Genomic DNA, 24447 nt, shown 5'->3' with positions numbered 1-24447 from the left:
AAAAATACAAGGACAGTATACTAAATAAACAGACAGAACTCTACAACATAAGCTAAAGCTTATAGATTTGCATTAAAGACCTTGATTTCGGCCTGAGATCGTAATGTTTGCAAAATATTGACAAAAATCTCATTAGACTCAAAACCTAACAACACGGTCTCAAGATTGGCTTTTGAAGTTTTGGATTCAGACACTTTAACCCCTGTTAGGTTAATCACCAGTGCACGTCTTTTATCTAGACTTTGAGCGCTAAAGACTGATCCAGATTTTGGCTTTGATAAGGCAAAAACCTTATTAACAATTGCCATATCTACCTCAGTAGTGTCACGCTTAACCCAGCCTGCAGACTCCCACTTAAGTGAGTTTTTGTTCAATAATTGCATCACAGACTTATCATCTCCAGCTTTTGCAGATGTCGCAATTTGAGTAGCGATATTATCAACAAAAGTCTTGGCCAATAAACGAGTTAAGTGTGTATTAATCTCGCCTTTAACTTCGTCAAATGTCTTTTGGCGTTGTGCCAATTTATCTTTTAAACGTACAACAACAAATCGATCTTTATCAAGCTCTAATACTTCAGAATTTTCACCCTTGTTTAAAACAACATCGCTAAATGCAGCGGCTACAATCTTAGCATCAAGCTTACTTTCTTTTTTGTCAAAAAAATCACTAGTATGTGTCTCAAGTGCCATTTGATTAGACACTTCTTCTAGATTGGTCTCATAGGCTAAATTAGCCAATTGCTCTCTTAAATCATAGAGATCTGTTTGCGCCTTAGACTCAGTATAAAGCTGAGTTAGCTCTGATTTAACCGCTTTAAAAGGCCTTATTGAGCCAGGTTGAATCTTGTTAAGCTTAATAATATGATAGCCAAACTCAGACTTGACCAGCTCGCTTAACTGCCCTTCTTGCATAGCAAAGACACTGTCCTCAAAAGCGCCAACCATCACTCCACGACCGAACGCACCGAGATCGCCAGCTAAATCTTTTGAACCTTCATCTTGGGAGTATTGCGCTGCTAATTTGGCAAAATCACCGCCTTTATTAAGCAAGTCTAGTACTTTGTTAGCAGCTTCTTCGGTTGCTAATAAGATATGCTGTGCTTGACGCTCTTCTTCTGTTGTAAATCGAGCCTGCTCGTCTTCATAAAAATTAAACAACTCATTCTCTGTGACTTTAATAGTTTTAGCTACTTGAGCTAAAGAAAGCTCAACAAATTCAATTTTGGCTTGCTCAGGTGCAAAGAATGATTCTTTTTGATTGTTATAATAATCCTCAATGCTTTTTTCATTCACATTCACTTTAGCTGTGTAATCATCAGCATTAAGCCTGATATAAGAAAACTCACGCTGCTGATCATTTAAATTTTGCAATCTTTCAAGCTGTGAAGGCAACATAAAAGCAGAGTCAAGTAAGTTGTATTTAATTTGATTTTGCGTTAACTCTTTTGCTCTAACAGATTCGTACTCAGCAGCTGTATAGCCATTTAATCTCAATAAGTTTTTATATTTTTCTAACGAAAAACGCCCCTGCTCTTGAAACAAGTCGTTAGTTTGAATAATAGCGTTTAATTCTGAACCACTTGTCGCATGCGACATATTTTCAGCCAACTGATTAAGTAGATGCTTATCAATCATTTGATTGATAATTGATTGCTTTAAAACCGCATCAAAATCTGTATTGTACTGCTCAGCTAATTTTTGCTGTAGGCGTCTTTTTTGTGGATTGAATTCAGCCAAAAACGCCTCTTTTGAAATTTCATCGTCATCAATGGAAGCAACAATAATATTAGAAGCACCGGTAAAGTATTCATTAACACCGAATAAGGCAAAAGGAATGGTGATTAAGCCGACAATTAAATAGGCTAACCAGCCCTTGGTTTTGTTTTTAATAGAACTAAGCATAAGTATGAAGTGGCTTGATGCTTGAAAGACAAGCGTCAAAATTTAAACAATAAAAAACAAATGATTATAAACGAAAAAGTTTATAAAAATAAAAGGTGTTTTTAGATAGTTTTAAATTGATTTGAATTCGGATGCCAAAACTAGAAATAGTTATGGCGGAGCGGACGGGATTCGAACCCGCGACGTCCTGCGTGACAGGCAGGCACTCTAACCAGCTGAGCTACCGCTCCGAAATGTTTTTTTGGTGGGCGATACAAGACTTGAACTTGTGACATTCGCCTTGTAAGGGCGACGCTCTACCAACTGAGCTAATCGCCCAAAAAAACATATGCCCAACACTTAAGATTAAGCACCGGGCATATTATACTGAAAAAATCTTAAGCGTTAACTGATTCTTTAAGTAATTTACCTGCTTTAAATGCGGGTACTTTAGAAGCTGCGATTTGAATCGCTGCGCCTGTTTGTGGGTTGCGACCTGTGCGTGCTGCACGATCTCTTACCAAAAAGCTACCAAAGCCTGTAATTGCTACGCTATCACCTGCTGATAATGCTGAAGTGATCGCACCAGTTGTTGCGTCTAATGCACGAGCTGCGTCTGCTTTTGTTAAGCCTGAAGCTTCTGCAATTGCTGCTACTAAATCTGATTTATTCATTACTCTATTCTCCTGTTTCGTAATTCGCATTTCATTATTGAAATTTGTTAAGCCTTTGTACTACTGCTTTCAATGAATTATCCATTAAATACCCGCACTGTCAATGGATTTTTTCAAAAAAATATAAATTTTATGTATTAGTTGCTGCTGATATTTTAAGCTGTTGAATTAACGGTAAAATTTTCGTTTTCCAGATCTTTGGTGTGAGCTGACCAATACGCTTAAAACGAATAATTCCTTGACTATCGACAAGAAAAGTTTCAGGTGTGGCGTATACGCCAAGCTCTAAACCTAATTTTCCTTGTTCATCAAAAATAATCTGCTCATAAGGATTGCCCAATCTGTCTAAAAAAAACCGCCCTTCTTTACGTGTATCCTTGTAATTAATACCAAGCATTTTGACGTTATTCGATTGAGCAATTTCCATTAACATTTGGTGCTCTGCTCGACACGTAACACACCACGAAGCCCAAACATTAACCAATGTTATATTGTCCGCCAGTTGAGATTGAGTTGTATAGCGCTTATAAGTATTAAAATCTTCTACTTCCAAATTTGGAAAAGATTTACCAATTAAAGGTGAGGGTAATTTTTTGGTATCACGACCTAATCCGTCGTATAAAAACCACGCAAGAACAACAAAGACAACTAAAGGTAGGAATTTACCCATGCTTATTTTTTAGCCTTTTCTAGCGCATCGGCTACTTCAGGTGGCATGTAGTTTTCATCGTGCTTAGCCAAGACTTCTGTTGCAATAAAAGTGCCATCTACCAAAGAGCCTGTTGTAATAATGCCTTGACCTTCTCTAAATAAATCGGGCAAGATGCCTGTGTATTTAATTTTAAATGTCTCTTTATTGTCAGTAACATCAAAATTAACCACCATATCCTCACGCACGACACTGCCATTTGCAACCAGACCGCCCAAGCGGAAACTTTTTCCAACTGGCGCCTTACCCTGCGCCACTTCAGTCGGCGAATAAAAGTAATTAGTGTTACTGCCCAATGCTTGTAGCAACAAAGTAATTGCTAATATCGCACCAGCTACTAACAAGGCTACCAGCACCATTCTATTTTGTCGTTTAGTCATGTTATAAATTCCTTAAATATTTAGCACGCAATTGCTTAATTGTATTGCGGCGAATGCTTTTTGTTCTTAAAAAAAGCATAGCGATCATGATTCCAGTCAGTCCATATGAAAACCAAATATAGCTGGCGTATTTATCAAAAGCTAGTGCATTGAAGATTTCCATTATTTATCGCCTCCCATAATCAATTTTTTTACCCAAGTTGAATTTTGCTCTCTGATTAAGATTTCATCTCTGGCTCGCATTAAAACCAAAGCACCGTACAAAAATTTAAAGGCAAAGCTAATAAGCATCAATGCAATAAACATATCTATTTGCATTGACACTTTATTAACACCAATGGAGGCACCTTGATGCAGGCTGTTCCACCACTCAACAGAATAATAAATAATAGGAATATTAACCAAGCCCACAATCGCTAAAATAGCGCTGGCTTTTGCTGCTGTTTTTGGATTATCAAAGGCATTGTTCAGGGAAATATAAGCCAAGTATAGAAATAACAAAATCAGTTCAGAAGTCAGGCGTGCATCCCATACCCACCAAGTACCCCACATCGGCTTACCCCAAACTGCGCCCGTAACCAGCGCTAGAAAAGTAAACACAGCACCTATTGGCGCTGACACTGTAGCCACAACATTGGCCAGCTTAATTTGCCAAATAAGGCCAATTGCACCGGCAACTGCCATGACGATATAAATAAATAAACTCATCCACGCCGCCGGTACATGGACATACATAATGCGCACACTATCGCCTTGTTGATAATCCGCAGGTGAGGCAATCAAAGCCCAATACAGGCCAAGTAGCGTTAGACCAATAAAGGGATACATAAACCAAGGAATAATCTTGGCACTAATTTGATAGAAATTTTTAGGGGAGGCAAATGCCTGAATCCATTTCCACATAATAAATAATAATTAAAATTTGAGAATTATTTTAAGGATTTTTGCGCCACGTTGTTGCGTAAATAAGTTGGCAATGGCAAATTATCATCCAACAAACCGCCACGCTCAATATGCGCCAATGCCAAATCGATTAAATTTTCTGCCTTAGGATAAAACTCAGGCTCACAACAATCCACACCCGTTGCCTCTATGAGCGCTTGCTGATAAGCACCCCAGCCCGTGCCGACACCTATATAATCAGCATCAAGCTGTGGCGCTTCACTAGGCTTACATAACATTTCATTGGTGAAAACACCTTGCTGATAAAGCCCCCAATAGACTTCATTCATACGCGCATCAAGCGCGATAGCGACTTTATCAGTATTGTATTTTTTACTCGCACCCAAGCCCGCCACTTCCAGCGTAGAAAACCCCAAAGTAGGAATATCGAATGCCAACGACATACCCTGCACCACGCTTATACACATGCGTACGCCTGTAAACGCACCAGGGCCTTTGCTATATACAATTAAATCAAGATCAGCAACACTCAACCCCGTCTCATCAAACACTTCATCACACAACGGCAAAATGAGTCCCGAGCTTTTTGCGACGCCTTTTAAAAAGCGCGAGGTTTTTTTAGACTGAGTATAAAGACTGACTGAACAAACTTCAGTGCAGGTATCAATGGCGAGAATATTTTGCATTTGGTTATTTTACAATCTTTTCATACTTATTGTATAAGCTCAAAACCAATTGTCTGCGCTTTGCTAATCTTTGGGGATATTTGATTGGATGATAATAGCTCGGCCCTTTAACCAGCGCCACCAAAGTTGCCACATCTTCCAAAGATAAATGTTCAACACTCTTATTAAAATAAAAATGTGCAGCCTGATCAAAGCCTTTAACACTTAAATTACCTTTTTGACCTAAATAAACGCTGTTCATATAATAATTAAGAATAAATTCTTTATCAAAAGCAGCCTCTAATAATAACGCCATTACAATTTCTTTAAGCTTACGATCAAGTGTGCGCTCTCGAGTTAACAAGGTGTTTTTAATCAACTGTTGCGTGATTGTGCTAGCGCCACGTAGTGGCTTATCGTAAAAATAATAATCACGCAATACTCTAGCAATTTCTTTAAAATCCACACCTGAATGCTCAAAAAATGATTGATCTTCAGTCATTAGCAACATATTGATAACCACTTTTGGCTGCTGCTCAAAGCTCATAAAATTAGGATTTTGCGGCTTTGAAAACTCTTTCTTAACTTGATTATCAAGCTCGTTCACATACAGCACAAAAATCACAACACTAAGCGCTGTGGCGTATTTAAACCATTTGAAAAAAATCTTATTCATCTTTATCTTTCTCTACTAACAATGTAAAGTGCCGGATTTATCTAAATAAATAACCATAGTCTGTGATTTTAAAAGTTTTTTTAAGCTACAAACTTAAAATAATATCAATACATCTTAAAAGATTATTTAAAAATTTCGGAAATTATGTAAATGACTGAATTTATAGCCAAAAAATTTAACAATTAGTATAAAATACCCACTCCCTTGCTTGAGAACATGGTGTTCCAAGCTATTTACTAATAACCATAAGGAGAAAGACTCATGAGACATTATGAGATTACACTTATTGTGCACCCTGACCAATCGGCTCAAGTAAGCACAATGATGGATAACTACAAAGAGATCATTACCACTGGTGGTGGACAAATTCATAGAGAAGAAGATTGGGGTCGTAAGCACCTAGCTTACCCAATTGACAAAATCTATAAAGCTCACTACTTATCAATGAATATTGAATGTGATCAAGATACGCTTGATAAGCTTAACTATAACTTCCGTTTTAATGATGCAGTTCTTAGAAATTTAATTATTTCTGAAAATGGCGCAATTACTGAACCTTCGATCATGATGACCGCTAAAGACGAAGATAAAAAACCCGTTAGACGATAGGAGAATATTATGGCTAAGCAACAAAAGAGAAAGCGTAGACCTCAAATTAAAGTAAACACTTTTTGTCGTTTTACAGCAGCAGGTGTTGAAAAAATTGACTATAAAGATGTTGATACATTATTAAAGAATATTGATGAAAGTGGCAAGATCACACCATCAAGAATGACAGGTACTAGCGCTAAATTTCAGCGTCAGTTAACAACTGCCATTAAGAGAGCTAGATTTTTAGCCCTGATTCCTTACACTGATAAGCACAAGAAATAGGAGCAACGATCATGCAAGTAATTTTATTAGAAACCATTCAGAAAGTAGGCGCCCTAGGCGAACTTGCTAATGTTAAAGCGGGTTATGCACGTAACTTTTTAATCCCTCAAGGTAAAGCTAAGCCGGCGACTAAAGCCAACTTAGCTGAATTTGAAACTATTAAAGCTGGTTTAGAAGCTAAAGAAGCTGCTACTCTTAAAGAGGCGCAAGCTGTTGAAGCTAAGATGACTGGCACTGTTTGTACTATTAGTGCAAATGCGGGCGACGAAGGCAAGCTATTCGGCTCTATCACTACAGCTGATATTTCAGCTAGCTTAGCTAGTGCTGGATTTGAAGTTGAAAAACGTAACGTTAATATGCCAGAAGCTATTCGCCATATAGGTGAGTACGATGTTAGCGTAACTCTACATTCTTCAATTTCAGTTGCCATTAAAGTGGTTATTGAGGCGCAAGAAGAAGAGTAAAAATTTAGCCCAAAATTGAGTTAAAATTAAGAACCCTCGCAAGAGGGTTTTTTATTTTTTAAACAAGCCTATGAACATCGAAAACGTTAAAATTCCGCCTAATTCTATTGACTCCGAACAATCTGTTTTGGGTGGCCTACTACTACATAACGATGCCTGGGATCAGGTGGCAGATATTTTAACGGGGGTTGATTTTTATAATGCTTCGCATCGAATCATTTTCGAAGCGATCTCCACCCTATTGCAACATGATCAACCTGCTGACATTTTAACGGTTAAAGAGCATGTTAAAAAAACAGGCCATGAAGAGACTATTGGTGGCTTTGTTTATTTGGCACAAATTGCAGAAAACACGCCAAGTATTTCTAACATTGAAGCTTACGCCAAGCACGTACGCGAGCTTAGTGTTTATCGACAGCTTATTATTGCCAGTCACGAAATTGCCGATACGGCGTACAATCCAAAAGATATGGAAGTTCAGCACCTAATCGACCTATCTGAAAAGAAAATATTTGAAATTGCTGAACAAGTTACCCGTGGCAAGCAAGATGTTGTTAACGTTAAAGATATTATCAAAGATGTGGTCAATCGCGTTCATGAAATGCAAGAAACTGAAGGGGTTACCGGCTTAGAAACAGGATTTACCGAACTAGATAAAATCACCTCTGGCTTACAAAATGGTGATTTAATTATTGTTGCTGGACGCCCTTCCATGGGTAAGACAGCTTTTTCAATGAATATTGTTGAGCATGTCGCTATTACCGCTAAAGAGCCTAAGCCTGTAGCGGTCTTTAGCTTGGAGATGCCGACAGAGTCATTAGTCATGCGCATGATTACTTCGTTTGGTCATATTAAAGGTGAAAATCTTAAAGACACTATGACGGAAACTGATTGGAATAGCTTTAATCATGCAGTATTGGCACTTGAAAAATCAACCGTCTTAATTGATGAAACCCCTTCTATCACCCCAACTGAAATCAGGGCAAAATGTCGCCGCTTAAAGCGCCAATATCCTGATCTATCCCTGATCATGGTGGACTATTTACAACTCATGGTTGTACACGGCAAGAGTGATAACCGCGTTCAAGAAATTTCAGAAATTTCTCGCTCTCTAAAAGCACTAGCTAAAGAGATTAATGTGCCAGTGATCGCCCTTTCACAGCTTAACCGTGGTGTAGAATCGCGCCCTAAAGCGGGCAAAGGGCGCATGCCGCAAATGTCAGACTTACGTGAATCTGGCTCTATTGAGCAAGATGCAGATATTATTGCCTTTATCTATCGTGATCAACAATATCATGACGATTCTTATTCAAATCCCGAAGAAATAGGCAAAGCAGACTTACAAATTGCTAAGCATAGAAACGGCTCTACTGGCAGACTAAAGCTAGCCTTTATTGGTGAGTATGCGCGTTTTGAAGATTTGGCTAACGAAGACCAGTTCCAAGGTATGCCTGATGAGCAAATGGACGCCGCCTACAACAACAACATGTCTAACTTCGACCAAGAGCCTTTCTAGCTTTTTATGCAAGCCGTAGCCGCTATTTCTCAATCAGCCTTGGCTCATAATTTAACAGTTGTTCACACGCATGCACCGCAGGCAAAGGTGGTTAGCATGGTTAAATCGGATGCTTATGGCCATCACCTTGACTTAATTACACCTTTATTTGCGGCTGACATGTTGGCGGTTAGCGAGCTAAGTGAGGCTCGAAGATTGCGTCCATTGACGCAAAAACCTATCTTATTGCTACCGGGTGTTTTTACTGAAGAAGACTTGCAAGAAGCTATTCAACTAAACTGCCATTTAGTTTTTCATGACCTTGCGCAATTAGCAATTCTCATCAGTAGCAAGCATCCTGTTAAACTATGGATTAAAGTCGATACCGGCATGCGCCGTCTAGGGATTGCAACACAAAGCCTGCCAGATGTTTTAAGCCAGTTGGACAACCATGAGCATATTCAAATTAAATGCATCATGAGCCATTTTGCCTGTGCTGATGAGCCTATGCATCCTAAAAATATCCAACAATTAGATATTTTTAATCAGCTCGACACGAAAGACTTTTATCGATCGATGGCTAATTCAGCCTCGATTATAAGCCGAGCTAAATCACATTTTGATTATGTACGTCCAGGCATTATGCTGTATGGCGCTTCGCCTTTTACCAATATTGACGAACAACTCATGCCGGTGATGGAATTGTCTGCACCCATTCTTAGCTTGAAAACAATCAAAGCTGGGGAAACTGTCGGCTATGGCGCCACTTGGAAAGCCAGCAAAGACACGCGCATTGCTATTATTGGTATTGGCTATGGTGACGGTTATCCTCGCCATGCAAAAAATGGCACACCTGTACTCATCAATGGTGCTTTATGCGCACTGGCAGGGCGTGTATCCATGGATCTGATTTGTGTTGATATTAAACAGACCAGCGCCAAAATTGGCGATCGCGCCATCTTGTGGGGAAATGTTAAACTACGCGTTGAAACTGTTGCTTCTTATAGCCAGACAATTGCATACGAACTACTAACGGGCGTTAGTGCTCGCGTAACCTTTACTCAGTGTGCCTAAACTAATTCAAATAAGTGATTGCCATATTGACGACCAACCCATGGTCATGGGGGTTGACTCTCAACACAATCTTCAGTTAGTGGCACAACGAATCAAAGAGATTGAATCTGATGGCGTATTAATCAGTGGTGATTTAACACATCAAGGCACACTCAATTCTTACCAAACTTTAAAAGAAATACTCCGCCCCATTAAGCAGCCAATTTTTGTCATTGGCGGCAATCATGACCAAGCAGACAATCTCGAAAAAATCTTTAAAAAAAGCTTGTTTAAAAGCTTTAAACTAGCCAATTGGGAAATTATTAACATTGATTCGGTGCAGGCAAAAAAGACTCACGGCCTAGTGACTCAATCAGCGCTTTTAGAGCTTGATCAAGCTTGTTTAAATTCTGATGCGGCGCATATCATGATTGTTTTGCATCACCCTATTGTGCCGATGAACAGCAGCTGGGATGACGCACTATCATTAACAAATCCTCAAGATTTATTTCAAGTATTAGATAAACACTCTAAAATACGCCTAATTACCTTTGGTCATGCGCATGAGGCGGCTGAATTTTCTCACTTAGGTATAACAATCTTATCATGTCCGTCCACTGCTCTACAATTTAACCAAGCACCTCTCAAGGGAGCATTAAAAAGAAAAAATAGAATCGGCTTTAATGAGCTTGAGCTTAATGAAAACGGCACAATTAATTTTAAAACACAATGGATTTAGACGCTCAATATTTGCATCATTTATACAATTCTCGTCAAGCGAAGACTTATAGTGACGTTTCAAAATTGTTTGAATCAAATTATCAAAAAATACTAAAAATCATTCCGCTTATTGAGCAAACAGCACATACAAGTATTATTCGCCATTCTAATTGCCCCGATCTACATTTGATTGTTGAACAGCGCTTTACTCATACGGGTATTTTTACTTTAACACATGTTCTTAAAGACACTACTCACAAGCCTGATATTAAATTCAAAGTATATTTTGATGCAAAACTTGTCGAAGTGCTGTCGGTTTGTAACGAAACTATGTTGAATAGCAAGCACCCTTATTTAACCCAATGTAGTGATCTGAATATACAATGGGAACTCAATCTATTCATTGAAAGATGGCTAGACTATTGTTTGAACCAATATCAAGGAAAATCATGGCAGATGCTGTAGACCCAAAAGCTAAAAACAAACTGGTTATTGCCATTTCATCCAGAGCATTGTTTGATTTAGATGAATCACATCAAATCTTCAAACAGCAAGGGGTTGAAGCTTATGCTCAGCACCAAGAAGAAAACGAAGATGTGGTTTTACCCCCTGGTGTTGGATTCTCTTTGGTTAAAAAACTACTGACGCTTAATACCAAAAAAAACCCCATTGATGTTATTTTGCTTTCTAGAAATAGTGCGGACACAGGGTTGCGTATTTTTAACTCAATTGAGCATTACGGCCTTAATATCTCTCGTGCAGCGTTTACTCGTGGCGAAAGCACGCACAGCTTAGTGGGTGCTTTTGAGGCAGATTTATTCTTGTCAAGTAATTATCAAGACGTGCAAAAGGCACTAGAATCTGGCTTTGCTGCTGCCTCTATTGTTGGCGCAAGCTCCAAAGGAGCCCATGAAACTCAACTAAGAATTGCCTTTGATGGCGACGCGGTTATCTTCTCGGACGAATCTGAGAAAATATTTCAAGAAAAAGGTATTGATGCTTTTGAAGAAAACGAAAGAGCGTCTGCCAATGTAGAGCTTAAAGCGGGCCCGTTTAAGTGTTTTTTAAAATCATTACACAAAATCCAATCTGCCTTTCCCGTTGAAAACAACCCCATTCGAACCGCACTCGTCACTGCCCGCTCCGCCCCTTCGCATAAGCGCGTTATTCATACAATGCGTGAATGGGGTATTCGCATCGACGAATCGTTCTTTTTAGGCGGACTAGATAAAGGTGTTTTCTTAAAAGAATTTAGCGCCGATATTTTCTTTGATGATCAGCATTCACATTGCGAATCAGCCTCGCAATATGTGCCCACTGGGCATGTTCCTAACGGAATTTCTAATTCATGAATTTTGACACTCAAGCCTTTTTAAATAGCGCCTTATCAACTGCCAAAGTTATTGTATTTACAGTTATTCCTTATTTTTTATTGGCAGAATTACTCATGTATTTTGAGTTAATGCCTATTATTGCCCAAGTATTTGAGCCTTTTACTAACTTGCTTAATCTGCCACCAGAAACCGCACTAGCACTAGCATCGGGCGTATTTCTTAATTTATATGCTGCGATTGCCTTTGCCGCTCCTTTGGGATTAAGCGTTTATGATTGGACAATATTAGGTTTGTTTTTAGGCGTATTACACTCTATTCCAATCGAGTCAGCCATTATGAAAAAACTGGGGGTTGACTGGCTTCACTCCGTTGGTTTTAGGCTGATCATGGCTTTTATTGTACTAATCCCGCTTCTGATTATTCCAACGGAATTTTTATTTGATAATCCAGATCATGTCGCCAGCGCTCTATATCAAACAACCCTAACAACACCAGATAATTTCACTGATTTTATACTGCAAAAAAGTTATGAAGCGGTTCTGTTAGCAATTGAAATTATCATATTAGTGAGCCTTGTTATTTTTATTGTTACTCTAATCAAAGGCTTGAAATTTCTACAAAAATTTGACCATCATCTGAGTACGATTATGGCCTTAATAACGGGCCTACTGATTGGCATCACCTATGGCGCAGGTGTGCTTCTTAAAGAGGCTCAGTACATGAGCAAAAAACAAATCCTTTCTGTATGTTATTTTTTAATGGTGGCGCATGCTATCATTGAAGACACTTTACTGTTTGTGTTTTTTGGTGCCGATATTTTCTTGCTAATTGGTATTCGTTTGTTTTTTGCTCTGATTGTGTTTTATTTCATCTCAAACTATTACAAGACAACTGACACTTAATACCAGGGTAAAGCCTTGTAATTATTGGTAAAATACCGCTTTTAATCTTATCATTAGCTAGTCAAAATGAGCAAAAAAATCCAGGCCATTCGTGGCATGAACGATCTACTACCCAAAGACTCTGCTCTTTGGGCGTTTGTAGAGCGCACTATTGCTGATTTGTTTATTGCTTATGGCTATAAAAATATTCGCACGCCTGTGGTTGAAAAAACCGACACCTTTTGTCGTGCTATTGGTCAGGCTACTGATATTGTTGAAAAGGAAATGTACTCTTGGCATGAATCTAATGGCGACTCTTTAAGTTTACGCCCTGAAGGAACTGCTGGTTGTGTACGCATGATGATCGAGCACAATCTTCCGCGTGAAGGTATTCAAAAAGTCTTCTATCAAGGTGCTATGTTTAGACATGAGCGTCCACAAAAAGGACGTTACCGCCAATTTCATCAAGTTGGGCTTGAGGTATTTGGTGCACCAGATGCAAAAGTCGATGCAGAACTGATGATGATAACGCATAGTCTATGGCAAAAACTAGGCTTAAAAAACATCACTCTTGAGATTAACACCCTAGGCTCTAGTGAAGCCAGAGCTAGCTATCGAGATATTTTAGTTGAATATTTTTCATCTCATAAAGATCAGCTTGATGAAGACAGTCTTAGACGTCTTGAAAGCAATCCACTAAGAATTCTTGATAGTAAAAATTCAGCTATGCAAGATTTAATTAACAATGCACCAAAACTCATGACGCATTTAGATGAAGAATCTGATCAGCATTTTGAGCAATTTAAAGCCTATTTAAAAGCTTTGAATATTGATTTTGTTATTAATACGCGCTTGGTTCGTGGGCTTGATTATTACAATCGAACTGTATTTGAATGGACCACAACTGACTTAGGCGCACAAGGCACGATATGTGCTGGCGGACGCTATGATGGTCTTGTTGAAAAAATGGGTGGCAAGCCAACGCCTGCTGTTGGTCTGGCTATTGGCCTAGAGCGCCTTATTTTGCTATTAGAAGCGCAAGAAATAGACTTGCACAATCAGCCGCTTGCCATTTATATTATTACGCCTAGTGAGAGCGCCCAACTCCAGTCTATGCAAATAGCCGGCACGCTGCATGAGTCTATGGCTAATGTCATTATTTATAATGACATTAGCTTGGGTAGCTTTAAAAGTCAGTTCAAAAAAGCAGACAAAGCCAATGCTGACTTTGCACTAATATTGGGCGAAGAAGAATTAAATAATAACCAAGTTAGCATTAAACCATTAAAATCTCAAGAACAGCAAGTGGCGCTAAGTCTTGACGAGGCGATTAAGTATTTTAAGGATTACACATGAAAAATTTTATTGAAGTAGGCAAAACTGAAGACGAACAAGCGCAGCAAATTAAAAAATGGCTTAAAGACAATGGCTTGCAAATTGTTGTTGGTATTGCCCTTGGATTAGGCGGTATTTGGGGACTGGGCGCTTACAAAACCTACCAGCAACAACAGTCTATCGAAGCAAGATCTTTATATTTAAATACCACTTCAACAGACAACTTAACAGCTTTTGAGGCGCTAAGTACCAATCATGCTGACAGTGGATACACGCAACAAGCTATTTTAATGTTAGCTAAAACAGCTGTTAACAAGCAAGATTATGATACTGCGTTACAACATTTATCAACTCTAGTAGATGCTGATAATGATTTAATCGCCATTGTTGCTAATATGAGAATGGCTAGCATACAGTTTGAAATGGGCAAATTTAAAGAAGCACTCAACACACTAGATCAAAAAGCACCAGGCGAGTTTAACGGCCTATACAGCCAATTAAGAGGCGATATTTATGTGGCTGATAATCAAATTGAAAAAGCTAAAGAGCACTATAAGTTAGCCCTTAGCCAAATCTCTAGAGATTCAGAATTGCAAAGCTTAATCAGTATTAAGCTCGCTGACCTTAACTAATTATAAAAAATACCATGGGCCTACCTACCATCTCTCTTGTTGGACGCCCAAATGTGGGCAAGTCTACTTTATTTAATCGACTAAGTCACTCTCGTCAAGCTCTCGTGTCTGACTTTGAAGGTTTAACACGTGATCGTCAATATGCAGAAGTTTTGCTCGATGATGACAGCGAAACATTCGTCACTATTATTGATACAGGCGGATTAACCAATGAAGACAACGAAGTCGATAGTGGCATTCAAGGGCAAGTACTAAGTGCGCTTGAAGAATCTGATGTTATCTACTTTATTGTTAGTAGTAGAGACGGTGTGATTGGCCTAGACCTAGAGATTGCCTCACGCCTAAGACGACTTAAAAAAGAAGTAATCCTTGTCTGTAACAAATCCGAGGGTTTGGATGAGATTAAGGCGGCTGAATTTTACGAGTTAGGTCTAGGAACGCCTAGACTTATCTCTGCTGAACATGGTCAAGGTATTGCTGATTTAATCGAATACACACTTCCTTTACTACCTCAATATCAAGAAATAGAAGAAGACGAGGAAGAAGTCGAGGGCATTGCAGTTGCTGTTTTAGGTAGGCCTAATGTAGGAAAATCAACCCTTATTAATCGAATCTTAGGTGAAGAAAGAGTACTAGCCATTGATATGCCTGGCACCACACGCGATAGCATTTATATCCCCTTTGAGCGTGAAGGACAAAAATACACCCTGATTGATACAGCTGGAATTAGGCGTAAACGCTCTACTCATGAAAAAATTGAAATTTTTTCTATTATTAAAGCCATTGATGCACTGGATCGATCACATGTAGTTATCTTAGTGTTAGACGCACGTGAAGGGGTTACTGAGCAAGATGCAACACTTCTAGGTATGATTGCTGATAAAGGCCGAGCACTACTTATTGTTCTTAATAAATGGGATGGTTTGGATGAATACCAAAAATCAGAAGTTAAACGTAAGCTAGATGTAAAACTCTCATTTGTCAATTATGCTAGTGTGCATTATATTTCTGCCTTGCATGGCTCAGGCGTTGGAAAATTGTTTGCACCGATTGTTAAATCCTACAAAAATGCAGGCACTCAACACTCAACCTCAACCTTGAACAAAATTCTGGAAGCGGCTAATCATGGTCATCAACCGCCACCTGTTAAAGGCAGACGATTAAAGATTAAATACGTAAACCAAACAGATGTGTTTCCACCAACACTTACCTTCCATGGAAATCATCTACAGAATGTCCCTAACGCCTATGATCGCTATTTAAAGAATTTCTTTACTGATGCACTTAAATTAACAAATACACCCTTGAGATGCGAATATAAGAGTGGAGAGAATCCATTTAAAGACACTAAGAATGAACTCAGTGCACGACAAGTAACTAAAAGGCGTCGCCTAATGAAGTTTATTAAGAAAAGAAAAAAGCGTTAGTCAAAACTTAATTCAGCCTTGTTGCGATCAAGTTTAACACTTAGCTCGCAATAGGAATTCTCGAGTATCATTGCTTGAGAAGGGTCGTCACTACAGGCGCAGCCCGATAAAATTTCGCAGAAAAACACACCAATCTTTAAGTGAATTGTTTGTTCATCAGCTGAGCTGGTTAGAATGCTTAGACTGATTGTCTCTTTATCAATCACCCCGCTATGCTGACAACAAGCAAGCAAAGGCAACTCGGCCAAACTTAACTCATTAAAAGCACGCTTAAAATAATGCGGGAAGCTATCACTTCCCCAGTATTCTAGCGCTTGATCAAACACTTAAGAGGATAGAATAAGATTATGCGCTTCGTTAGCAGCTCTAATAAAGCTTTCAAACAATGGATGGCCGTCTCGTGGCGTTGAGGTAAACTCAGGGTGGAACTGGCAAGCCACAAACCACGGATGATTCTTAACCTCTACCATTTCAACCAAGGTTCCATCAATGGATTTACCCGAAATAACTAAGCCCGCTTTCTGAACTTGCTCAATCAGACTATTGTTCACCTCATAACGATGGCGATGGCGCTCAGTAATCACTGGTGCTGCATAAATTTCTTGAGCCAGCGTACCTTCAACCAAGGCACACTCTTGCCCGCCAAGACGCATCGTACCACCTAAATCAGAGGCTTCATTTCGAGTTTGTGTAGAGCCGTGTTCATCTTGCCATTCGGTAATTAAGCCAACCACTGGATAAGGTGTGTTTTCATCAAATTCGGTGCTGTTTGCCTGGCTCATTCTTGCAACATTACGCGCATACTCTATAACTGCTACTTGCATTCCTAAGCAGATACCCAAGTAAGGAATGTTATTTTCACGGGCATATTGTACAGTAGCTATTTTACCTTCAACGCCACGGTTTCCAAAACCACCTGGTACCAAAATAGCGCTCATTTCACTTAAACAGTCTATGCCCGTTTTTTCAATTTCTTCAGAATCAAAATAATGAATATTAACCTTGGTGCCAGTATTAATACCCGCATGAAGTAGTGCTTCAGATAAAGACTTATAAGCCTCGGTTAAGTCAATGTATTTACCCACCATGGCGATATCAACACTAGATTTTGGCGCGTTAAGCTTGGCAATAACGCTATCCCATTCGCTTAAATCTGCTGGCTTACAATCAAGACTCAACTTCTTGACAACTACTTCATCTAGCCCCTGCTCATGCAAAGCTCGAGGCACTTTATAAATCGTATCTACATCTAGCGACATAAAGACAGAATCAGAAGCAACATTGGTAAATAGTGCAATTTTTGCACGTTCTGCCTCTGGCAAAGGATGCTCTGAACGACAAATCAAAATATCAGGTTGAATACCAATACCGCGCAACTCTTTAACCGAGTGCTGAGTTGGTTTGGTTTTTAGCTCGCCTGCTACTTTAATATAAGGCAGTAGTGTTAAATGAATGAATAAAGTGTTCTCACGCCCTAATTCAAGACTCATCTGTCTAATCGCCTCTAGGAAAGGCAAGGATTCAATATCACCTGCTGTGCCGCCAATCTCAACCAAGGCGACATCTGCACCCTGTGCACCCGCTTGTGCCAAAGCTTTAATCTCATTGGTAATGTGTGGAATAATTTGAACCGTAGCACCCAGATAGTCACCACGGCGCTCACGCTCAATAACATTACTATAAACACGGCCTGCGGTAAAGTTATTTTTCTTGCCTAGTTGCTGACGAATAAAACGCTCGTAGTGGCCTAAATCAAGATCAGTTTCAGCACCATCGTTGGTTACAAAAACCTCACCATGCTGGAATGGACTCATAGTGCCAGGATCAACGTTGATATAAGGATCAAGCTTAAGCATGGTCACATTAAGACCACGGGATTCTAGAATAGAAGCTAATGAAGCTGAAGCGATACCCTTGCCTAAAGAAGAGACCACACCGCCAGTAATAAAGATGTATTTTGTTGCCATGTAAAAGTAGCAAAGTTGAAATGCTTATGATACCTTAACGCGTTATAATGTTGAACATCAAAATACAAAGTAATTGTAAATGCAATACCAACAATTTGTCTCACGCTTATTCGTTTATCTAAAACCGCACGTTGGCAAGCTTATCTTTACTTCGGTAATGATGATGCTGGCAACTGCCTTAGAGAGTGCCATTCCAGAAATTAGCGGACAAATCGTTGATGAGCTATTTGCCAGTGAACGCAGTGAAAGCTCGGCCCTTCTTTATGCATTCGCGCTATTTGGCGTTATTGTTTTAAGCTCTATTTTTGCACTCACCTCAACAGCGGCCAGCTCTTGGGTATCCAACAAAGTGATTATGGATTTGAGAGAAACCATGTTTGCTAAACTACTCAAACTGCCTAAATCTTATTTTGACCAACACCCTACTGGAAAAACTCTATCAAAACTGACTTTTGATGTTGAGCAAATTGCAGCAGCGGCTTCCACTATTTGGCTTGATTTTATCAAGTCATCTATGACGGTGATTATTCTTATCAGCTACCTACTTTATAAAAATTGGCAACTTAGCTTAAGCTTAATTATTCTATTACCTTTAGTGTATTTAGCAGTTAAGCTATCATCAAATCGTATGCGCAGTGCCAGCACTCAAGTGCAAAAATCCATGGGCAGCATGACCCACTTGCTAGATGAAAATATTTCTGGATCGTCATTGGTTAAAATTTATCATGCACAAAACCAGGAAAGCTCCAAATTTAACAACCTTATTAAAAATATTCGTCAACAACGCTTTAAAGTAGATATGACGGGCGCCTTTAATACAGGTTTTGTTAATATATTAATCGGACTATCATTAGGCAGTGTGGTGTATTTCTCATCAACCTCTTTACAAATGACTGCTGGCGAGTTTTTATCCTTCTTTACAGCCATGGGTATGTTGATTAAACCGGCTAAAAGTTTAGTTAATATCAATAAACCTTTGCAAACTGCTATGGCTGCAGGTGAGAGTGTTTTTGGTCTGATTGACGAACAAGAGGAGCAAAATCAAGGATTAAAAATCTTATCAAATGCAAAAGGCGGCATTCAATTTAACGATGTTTCTTTTAGTTATCAAGGTGGCAAAACTGTTCTCAATAAAATCAGCCTAGATATCACCCCTGGCGAAACCATTGCCTTAGTCGGCTCTACCGGCAGTGGAAAAACCACAATTATTCAATTAATTACTCGTTTTTATAGTCCTACACAAGGCTCTATTACCATTGATGGTGTTGATATTAGCGAATTTGATATTGACTCTCTACGCTCTCAAATCTCTTTTGTTGATCAAAATGTCCGCCTCTTTAATGACACGGTCAAAGGTAATATTGCACTAGGCCAAACTGAAACGATGAGCGATGAAAAAATTAAACAGGCGGCAAGTGCTTCTAACGCCTCACAGTTTATTGAGCAAATGGAAAAGGGCTTTAATAGCGAAATTGGCGAAGATGGCGCTAAACTCTCTGGTGGTCAGCGCCAGCGTCTAGCGATTGCTAGAGCAATCGCCAAAGACAGTCCAATTTTAATCTTGGACGAGGCGACTTCGGCGCTCGATTCTGCCACAGAAAAACAGGTGCAGGCCGCTATTGATGAAATGCAAAAAGATAGAACTACTATTATTATCGCTCACAGACTTAGCACCATTCAAAAAGCCGATAGAATTGTCGTTTTGCGTCAAGGTAATATTATCGAACTTGGCTCTCACCAAGAACTGCTAGATCAAAAAGGAGAGTACGCCTCTCTCTATAATCACCAATTTAAGAATTAAGGTAAATTTCTAGAGAAGTGGGGGTACTAACCTTTAACAACCAGCATCTTATGCTCAAGCATATCTTTCATGCTATAACCAATACCGCCAATACCATAACCTGAATGCTTACGCCCTGCAAATGGCATCCAGTCCACTCTAAAGGTTGTGTAATCATTAATCATCACGGCTGATGCCTCTAGCCTTTTAGCAATATCCATTGCTTTAGATATGTCATCACTAAACACAGCTGCCTGAAATGAAACATCCAGACTATTCGCCTCTGAGATTGCCTCGTCAATATTCTGATAACCATACACACAAACAACAGGGCCGAAAATTTCATGCGTAGATACTTTAGACTTTTTAGAAGGATTAAGTAAAACAGTCGGCTCGTAGCTAACATCATTAATTCGCTTGCCGCCTGTCAGTACTTGCGCACCCTGCTCAACTGCTTCATTAACCCATGATTCTATTCTATCAGTCTCTTTTGGTAGGATAAGTGGGCCTAAATCACTGTCTTCATTAACAGCATCACCAACCACCTGTTTAGCAGCAATATCAGCAATTTTTTGCGCCAATTCACTCGCTCGATTTTGAGGCACATAAACACGTTGTACAGATACGCAAACCTGGCCTGAATGATACATGCTTGCCTTAACTACGCCACTCACAAACCCCTCTTCATCAGCATACTGATCAAAAATTAGTGGCGCCACACCGCCATGCTCTAGCGCACAGCGCACGCCAGGTGCTAGCTTAGACTTCAGATACCAGCCAACTTTGCTAGAACCAATAAAACTGAAAAAAGCTACTCGGGAATCAGTAACTAGCTTTTCCGAATTCTCACGATTAGTGAGCGCCACTTGCACCCAGCCTGCTGGCAGACCAGCTTCTAAAATAAGCTCTGCTAAGCGCAAGGTTGATAAAGGTGTTAGTGCTGCTGGTTTGATAATCACCGGACAACCTGTTGCAACTGCAGGAATAACTTGATGAATGGCTAAATTCAACGGATGATTAAAAGCGCTGACCGCTACCACCACGCCAATTGGCTCTAAAATTGTAAAAGCCTTGCGTCCACTGCCTGCGGCGCTTAAATCCATTGGGATTTCAGTGCCCTGACTAGTTTGAATTTCAGCAATCGCAATATGAATACCGCCTACTGCACGTGTTACTTCAACACGAGCATCACGAATTGGCTTGCCACCTTCGTTAGCAATCAATTGTGAAAACTGCTCATGCTCATTTGCAACCAAATCAGCCAGTTTTCTTAATATATTAACACGCTCATAAACAGGTAAGGCACCTTGATGGTGCAATGTTTGGGCCGTTGTTAGCATCTGATCAACCTGATTACCATCATGCATTTTTAGCTCTTTTAATACTTCACCCGTATAGGCTTGCTTAACCTGTAATAAATTTGACATAGTTATTCTAATTATTAAATTGTTTTAAATCATCTAGCAATGTTTTGGTGTTTTGTGAATAGTCAATCGGCAAATCAATCACGTGCACACCGCCATCAGCAAAGGCTTTTTTCATGGTTGGGACAAGCTCCTCGCTAGAAGCTATTCTATGCCCAGTGGCGCCATAACTTTTCGCATACATGACAAAATCTGGATTGTTAAAATCCAATGCAAAATCAGGCAATTCTTGCCCTTTTTGCTTCCATTTAATCATGCCATAACCACTATCATTAAAAATGATTGTGATCAAATTAAGTTTTAGTCTTACGGCTGTTTCTAGCTCTTGGGAGTTCATCATAAAACCACCATCACCACACACAGCTACCACTTGACGCTCTGGATACATTAGTGCACATGCTATTGCAGAAGGCAAGCCGGCGCCCATAGTTGCTAAAGCATTATCCAGCAATAATGTATTAGGCTGATGCGTATGATAATGCCTGGCAAACCAAAGTTTAAACATGCCGTTGTCTAACGATACAATACCATCTTCATCCACTACTTTTCTCACGTCTGCCACAACTCGCTGTGGCACCATTGGAAACGAGGTGTCGTTATCTAGGGAATGAATAGCGTTGCGTGTTTTTTCACGAATTGGTTTTATCCAGTCTCGATTGCACGCATAACACTCATTTAGCGCTTCATTGATTCGATCCATAGAATTAGAAATATTACCAACTACCTCAACCTGTGGGTAATAAATATCTTTAATCTGTGCCGAATGAAAATTAACATGAATCACTTTTTGCTCATCACCCTTCATAATAAAAGGGGGTTTTTCAATAATGTCATGACCTACGTTAATGATTAAGTCTGCCTTTTTAATAGCTTCATGAACGTAATCTTTTGAAGAAAATGCAGCCGTTCCAATAAAATGAGAATCGTCACCACTCAGCACACCTTTACCCATTTGAGTGTTAAAAAACATAATGCCGGTTTTATTAACAAAATCAGATAATGGCTTTCTAATACGTTTACGATTGGCGCCCGCACCTACTAAGAGTAAAGGCCTTTTAGCGGCTTTAATCACATTTACTGCTTTTTCAATGGCACGATCACTAGCAAACACTCGATGGATGGTTTGCCTAGGAAAAACTCTTTCGTCTTCAACTTCCTCTCTAGCAATATCTTCTGGTAATTCTAAATGAACAGCGCCTGGTCGCTCTTCTTCAGCAATACGAAATGCTCCACGAACTAATGAAGGGATTTGCCTCCCATAAACAATTTGATCAGAGTCTTTAACCAAAGGCTCCATCATTCTAATAATATCTAAAATCTGAAACTTTCCTTGCAAGCCCGCTTTGATAGGTTTTTGACCTGTAATAACCACCATAGGCATAGCGCCCAATTGCGCATATGCAATTGCTGTAACTAGGTTTGTCGCACCTGGACCTAAGGTTGCTAAACATACGCCAGCTCTTCCTGTTAACCGACCATAAGTTGCCGCCATAAAAGCCGCAGCCTGTTCATGGCGCGTTAGGATAAATTTAATTTTTGAACCACGTAACGAATCGAGCAAATCCAGGTTTTCCTCACCAGGAATACCAAAAATATACTCTACACCTTCATTTTCTAACGCTTTTACAAACAGGTCTGACGCCTTCATTTATTTTCTCCTTCAACACATAACGGACACAACTCATCCATGGGGATGGATTTACCATCAATTTGCACAATTCTAACATGCGTTCGATTTAAAAGACGCACCTCTTTAACCCCGCATGAGTGTGCAATCACTTCAACGGTTTTTGTTATATTATCAACATAATTAGCAACTTTTAAAGCTTTACTGGTTGGATCTAAACCCTTTTGCAAGCGCTTGTTGTGTGTTGTAATGCCAGTTGGACACGTGTTCTTATTACACTTTAATGATTGAATACAACCAATAGAAAACATAAATCCGCGCGCCGAGGTGACAAAATCTGCACCTGCGCAAATCGCCCAAGCAACATCCGCTGGGGTGATCATCTTGCCAGAAGCAATCACCTTAACTCTATCTTCTAGCCCGCATTGCATGATCTTATCTACCACCAAGGGTAGCGCTTCTTTAAGAGGCAAACCTACATTATCCATGAGCGCCATAGGCGCTGCACCTGTGCCACCATCGCCGCCATCAACTGCAATAAAATCAGGTGCACTTTGTACACCACGCTTATTCACCTCTGTCAATAAAGCTTCTAGCCATCTTATGTGGCCAATAACCGTTTTAAAACCAACTGGCTTGTGAGTAACATCGCGAACATGGTTAATCATATCAAGCAACTCACTGGCATTTGCAACCTCAATATGACGATTAGGAGAGGTTGAATCTATGCCTTTTGGTATGCCTCTAATCTTTGAAATTTCAGTAGTAATCTTAACACCTGGCAAAATACCACCCTTGCCTGGCTTAGCCCCTTGAGAAATTTTAATCTCAAACATTTTCACTTGATCATGCTGGGCGATATCTGCCAGTTTTTGATCATCCAGATGGCCATCTTCTCCTCTGACACCATACTTAGCAGTACCAATTTGAAAGACTAAATCCGCACCACCTTGGAGATGATAAGGACTCAATCCACCCTCACCTGTATTCATCCAACAGCCTGCTTTTTTAGCGCCAGCAGATAAGGCTAATACCGCAGGCTTGGAAATAGCGCCGTAACTCATACCTGAAATATTAAAGATTGACTTAGCAGCGTAAGGATGCTCACTATAACCCTCACCAATAATGACCGTTCTAGTCTCTACTGCATCACTATCCAACATCGGAAAAGGACAGTTAATAAAAATGGTCGAACCCGGTATATTGAGATTTTTTGTTGATCCAAAAGCAATAGTATTGCCCTTGCCTTTTGAGGCGCGATTCACCCATTCTCTCTCAGCACGATTAAACGGCATTTCTTCGCGATCCATCGCAAAGAAATATTGACGAAAAAACTCTCCCAAATTGCTAAATAGGTAACGAAAATGTCCAACAACAGGGTAGTTTCTTAAGACAGCGTTTTTACTCTGAGTAACATCAAATATAAATGTCAAAACAACCACTGCAAAGATCAGGCCTAACAGCCAGACAAACAAAACTGGCATCAGATTAGTGACGGTGTTAAAGTTGTCTGTTGTTTGCATTATTCCCCCGAATATTTGATAG

At 39.6% G+C, this 24447-nt stretch carries 26 protein-coding genes and 2 tRNA genes; 13 read left to right on the top strand and 15 right to left on the bottom strand.

Annotation, left to right across the window (positions count from 1 at the left end; genetic code table 11):
• Window positions 1-59 precede the first annotated feature (59 nt).
• The 10 genes from SP60_RS07120 to SP60_RS07080 all read right to left on the bottom strand — a co-directional run bounded on the left by SP60_RS07120 (window position 60) and on the right by SP60_RS07080 (window position 5890).
• A complete protein-coding gene (locus tag SP60_RS07120) occupies window positions 60-1904 on the bottom strand; it encodes a SurA N-terminal domain-containing protein (protein ID WP_053951965.1) in 1845 nt (614 codons plus the stop codon).
• 153 nt (window positions 1905-2057) lie between these two features.
• Window positions 2058-2134: transfer RNA gene (locus SP60_RS07115), tRNA-Asp, on the bottom strand.
• A 12-nt stretch (window positions 2135-2146) separates the two neighbouring features.
• Window positions 2147-2222: transfer RNA gene (locus tag SP60_RS07110), tRNA-Val, on the bottom strand.
• Between the two features lie 59 nt (window positions 2223-2281).
• Window positions 2282-2587: an HU family DNA-binding protein gene (locus SP60_RS07105; protein ID WP_417903483.1), complete on the bottom strand. Its 306-nt coding sequence runs from the start codon at window positions 2585-2587 to the stop codon at window positions 2282-2284.
• Window positions 2588-2687: 100 nt separating this feature from the next.
• Window positions 2688-3227 carry a DsbE family thiol:disulfide interchange protein gene (locus SP60_RS07100; RefSeq protein WP_053951963.1) on the bottom strand — a complete coding sequence of 180 codons (540 nt, stop codon included), beginning with the start codon at window positions 3225-3227 and terminating at the stop codon, window positions 2688-2690.
• A 2-nt stretch (window positions 3228-3229) separates the two neighbouring features.
• On the bottom strand, window positions 3230-3646 hold the full coding sequence (gene ccmE, locus SP60_RS07095; RefSeq protein ID WP_053951962.1) for a cytochrome c maturation protein CcmE: 417 nt from the start codon (window positions 3644-3646) through the stop codon (window positions 3230-3232).
• 1 nt (window position 3647) lies between these two features.
• Window positions 3648-3809 carry a heme exporter protein CcmD gene (gene ccmD / locus SP60_RS08290; protein ID WP_082319661.1) on the bottom strand — a complete coding sequence of 54 codons (162 nt, stop codon included), beginning with the start codon at window positions 3807-3809 and terminating at the stop codon, window positions 3648-3650.
• The gene (locus SP60_RS07090) at window positions 3809-4549 is read right to left on the bottom strand and encodes a heme ABC transporter permease (protein WP_053951961.1); all 741 of its coding nucleotides are present in this window, start codon (window positions 4547-4549) and stop codon (window positions 3809-3811) included. Before SP60_RS07090 ends, ccmD begins: the two co-directional genes overlap by 1 nt.
• A 26-nt stretch (window positions 4550-4575) precedes the next feature.
• On the bottom strand, window positions 4576-5235 hold the full coding sequence (tsaB, locus tag SP60_RS07085; protein ID WP_053951960.1) for a tRNA (adenosine(37)-N6)-threonylcarbamoyltransferase complex dimerization subunit type 1 TsaB: 660 nt from the start codon (window positions 5233-5235) through the stop codon (window positions 4576-4578).
• A gap of 4 nt (window positions 5236-5239) precedes the next feature.
• Entirely contained in the window at window positions 5240-5890 is a 651-nt protein-coding gene (locus SP60_RS07080) for a biosynthetic peptidoglycan transglycosylase (RefSeq protein WP_144418608.1), read from the bottom strand.
• 261 nt (window positions 5891-6151) lie between these two features.
• Between SP60_RS07080 and rpsF the strand changes: the two genes are divergently transcribed.
• From rpsF to der, 12 genes are all read left to right on the top strand, one after another.
• Window positions 6152-6499, top strand: a complete 348-nt coding sequence (gene rpsF / locus SP60_RS07075; RefSeq protein WP_053951959.1) for a 30S ribosomal protein S6 — start codon at window positions 6152-6154, stop codon at window positions 6497-6499.
• A gap of 9 nt (window positions 6500-6508) precedes the next feature.
• On the top strand, window positions 6509-6763 hold the full coding sequence (rpsR, locus tag SP60_RS07070; protein WP_053951958.1) for a 30S ribosomal protein S18: 255 nt from the start codon (window positions 6509-6511) through the stop codon (window positions 6761-6763).
• An 11-nt stretch (window positions 6764-6774) separates the two neighbouring features.
• Window positions 6775-7227: a 50S ribosomal protein L9 gene (rplI, locus tag SP60_RS07065; protein WP_053951957.1), complete on the top strand. Its 453-nt coding sequence runs from the start codon at window positions 6775-6777 to the stop codon at window positions 7225-7227.
• Window positions 7228-7297: 70 nt separating this feature from the next.
• Complete coding sequence (dnaB, locus tag SP60_RS07060; RefSeq protein WP_053951956.1) at window positions 7298-8743, top strand: replicative DNA helicase; 1446 nt, start codon at window positions 7298-7300, stop codon at window positions 8741-8743.
• Between the two features lie 6 nt (window positions 8744-8749).
• Entirely contained in the window at window positions 8750-9796 is a 1047-nt protein-coding gene (gene alr, locus SP60_RS07055; RefSeq protein ID WP_053951955.1) for an alanine racemase, read from the top strand.
• On the top strand, window positions 9789-10514 hold the full coding sequence (locus SP60_RS07050; protein WP_233487253.1) for a metallophosphoesterase: 726 nt from the start codon (window positions 9789-9791) through the stop codon (window positions 10512-10514). Before alr ends, SP60_RS07050 begins: the two co-directional genes overlap by 8 nt.
• Window positions 10505-10960: a DUF1249 domain-containing protein gene (locus tag SP60_RS07045; protein ID WP_053951954.1), complete on the top strand. Its 456-nt coding sequence runs from the start codon at window positions 10505-10507 to the stop codon at window positions 10958-10960. The genes SP60_RS07050 and SP60_RS07045 overlap by 10 nt, the downstream gene beginning before the upstream one ends.
• Entirely contained in the window at window positions 10945-11847 is a 903-nt protein-coding gene (locus tag SP60_RS07040) for a 5'-nucleotidase (RefSeq protein ID WP_053951953.1), read from the top strand. The genes SP60_RS07045 and SP60_RS07040 overlap by 16 nt, the downstream gene beginning before the upstream one ends.
• On the top strand, window positions 11844-12731 hold the full coding sequence (locus SP60_RS07035) for a hypothetical protein (RefSeq protein WP_053951952.1): 888 nt from the start codon (window positions 11844-11846) through the stop codon (window positions 12729-12731). Before SP60_RS07040 ends, SP60_RS07035 begins: the two co-directional genes overlap by 4 nt.
• A gap of 66 nt (window positions 12732-12797) precedes the next feature.
• The gene (gene hisS / locus SP60_RS07030) at window positions 12798-14066 is read left to right on the top strand and encodes a histidine--tRNA ligase (protein WP_053951951.1); all 1269 of its coding nucleotides are present in this window, start codon (window positions 12798-12800) and stop codon (window positions 14064-14066) included.
• On the top strand, window positions 14063-14677 hold the full coding sequence (locus SP60_RS07025; protein WP_053951950.1) for a YfgM family protein: 615 nt from the start codon (window positions 14063-14065) through the stop codon (window positions 14675-14677). Before hisS ends, SP60_RS07025 begins: the two co-directional genes overlap by 4 nt.
• A 14-nt stretch (window positions 14678-14691) precedes the next feature.
• Window positions 14692-16104: a ribosome biogenesis GTPase Der gene (gene der, locus SP60_RS07020; protein WP_053951949.1), complete on the top strand. Its 1413-nt coding sequence runs from the start codon at window positions 14692-14694 to the stop codon at window positions 16102-16104.
• Here the strand turns inward: der and SP60_RS07015 are convergent.
• Window positions 16101-16430: a hypothetical protein gene (locus SP60_RS07015; protein ID WP_053951948.1), complete on the bottom strand. Its 330-nt coding sequence runs from the start codon at window positions 16428-16430 to the stop codon at window positions 16101-16103. The genes der and SP60_RS07015 overlap by 4 nt on opposite strands.
• Entirely contained in the window at window positions 16431-18071 is a 1641-nt protein-coding gene (locus SP60_RS07010) for a CTP synthase (RefSeq protein WP_053951947.1), read from the bottom strand.
• Between the two features lie 79 nt (window positions 18072-18150).
• Here SP60_RS07010 and msbA point away from each other — a divergent pair, with 79 nt between their 5' ends.
• A complete protein-coding gene (msbA, locus tag SP60_RS07005) occupies window positions 18151-19872 on the top strand; it encodes a lipid A export permease/ATP-binding protein MsbA (RefSeq protein ID WP_053951946.1) in 1722 nt (573 codons plus the stop codon).
• A 26-nt stretch (window positions 19873-19898) separates the two neighbouring features.
• Here the strand turns inward: msbA and SP60_RS07000 are convergent, their stop codons facing one another.
• From SP60_RS07000 to SP60_RS06990, 3 genes are read right to left on the bottom strand one after another with little or no spacing between them, the layout of a single operon-like run.
• Window positions 19899-21278, bottom strand: a complete 1380-nt coding sequence (locus tag SP60_RS07000; protein ID WP_053951945.1) for an aldehyde dehydrogenase family protein — start codon at window positions 21276-21278, stop codon at window positions 19899-19901.
• Window positions 21279-21285: 7 nt separating this feature from the next.
• Complete coding sequence (locus SP60_RS06995; protein WP_053951944.1) at window positions 21286-22923, bottom strand: acetolactate synthase large subunit; 1638 nt, start codon at window positions 22921-22923, stop codon at window positions 21286-21288.
• Window positions 22920-24425, bottom strand: a complete 1506-nt coding sequence (locus tag SP60_RS06990; RefSeq protein ID WP_053951943.1) for an FMN-binding glutamate synthase family protein — start codon at window positions 24423-24425, stop codon at window positions 22920-22922. The genes SP60_RS06995 and SP60_RS06990 overlap by 4 nt, the downstream gene beginning before the upstream one ends.
• Window positions 24426-24447: the final 22 nt, after the last annotated feature.

The organism is Candidatus Thioglobus autotrophicus (assembly GCF_001293165.1).
Taxonomy (GTDB): domain Bacteria; phylum Pseudomonadota; class Gammaproteobacteria; order PS1; family Pseudothioglobaceae; genus Thioglobus_A; species Thioglobus_A autotrophicus.
This window is presented reverse-complemented; position numbering and strand designations above follow the sequence as displayed.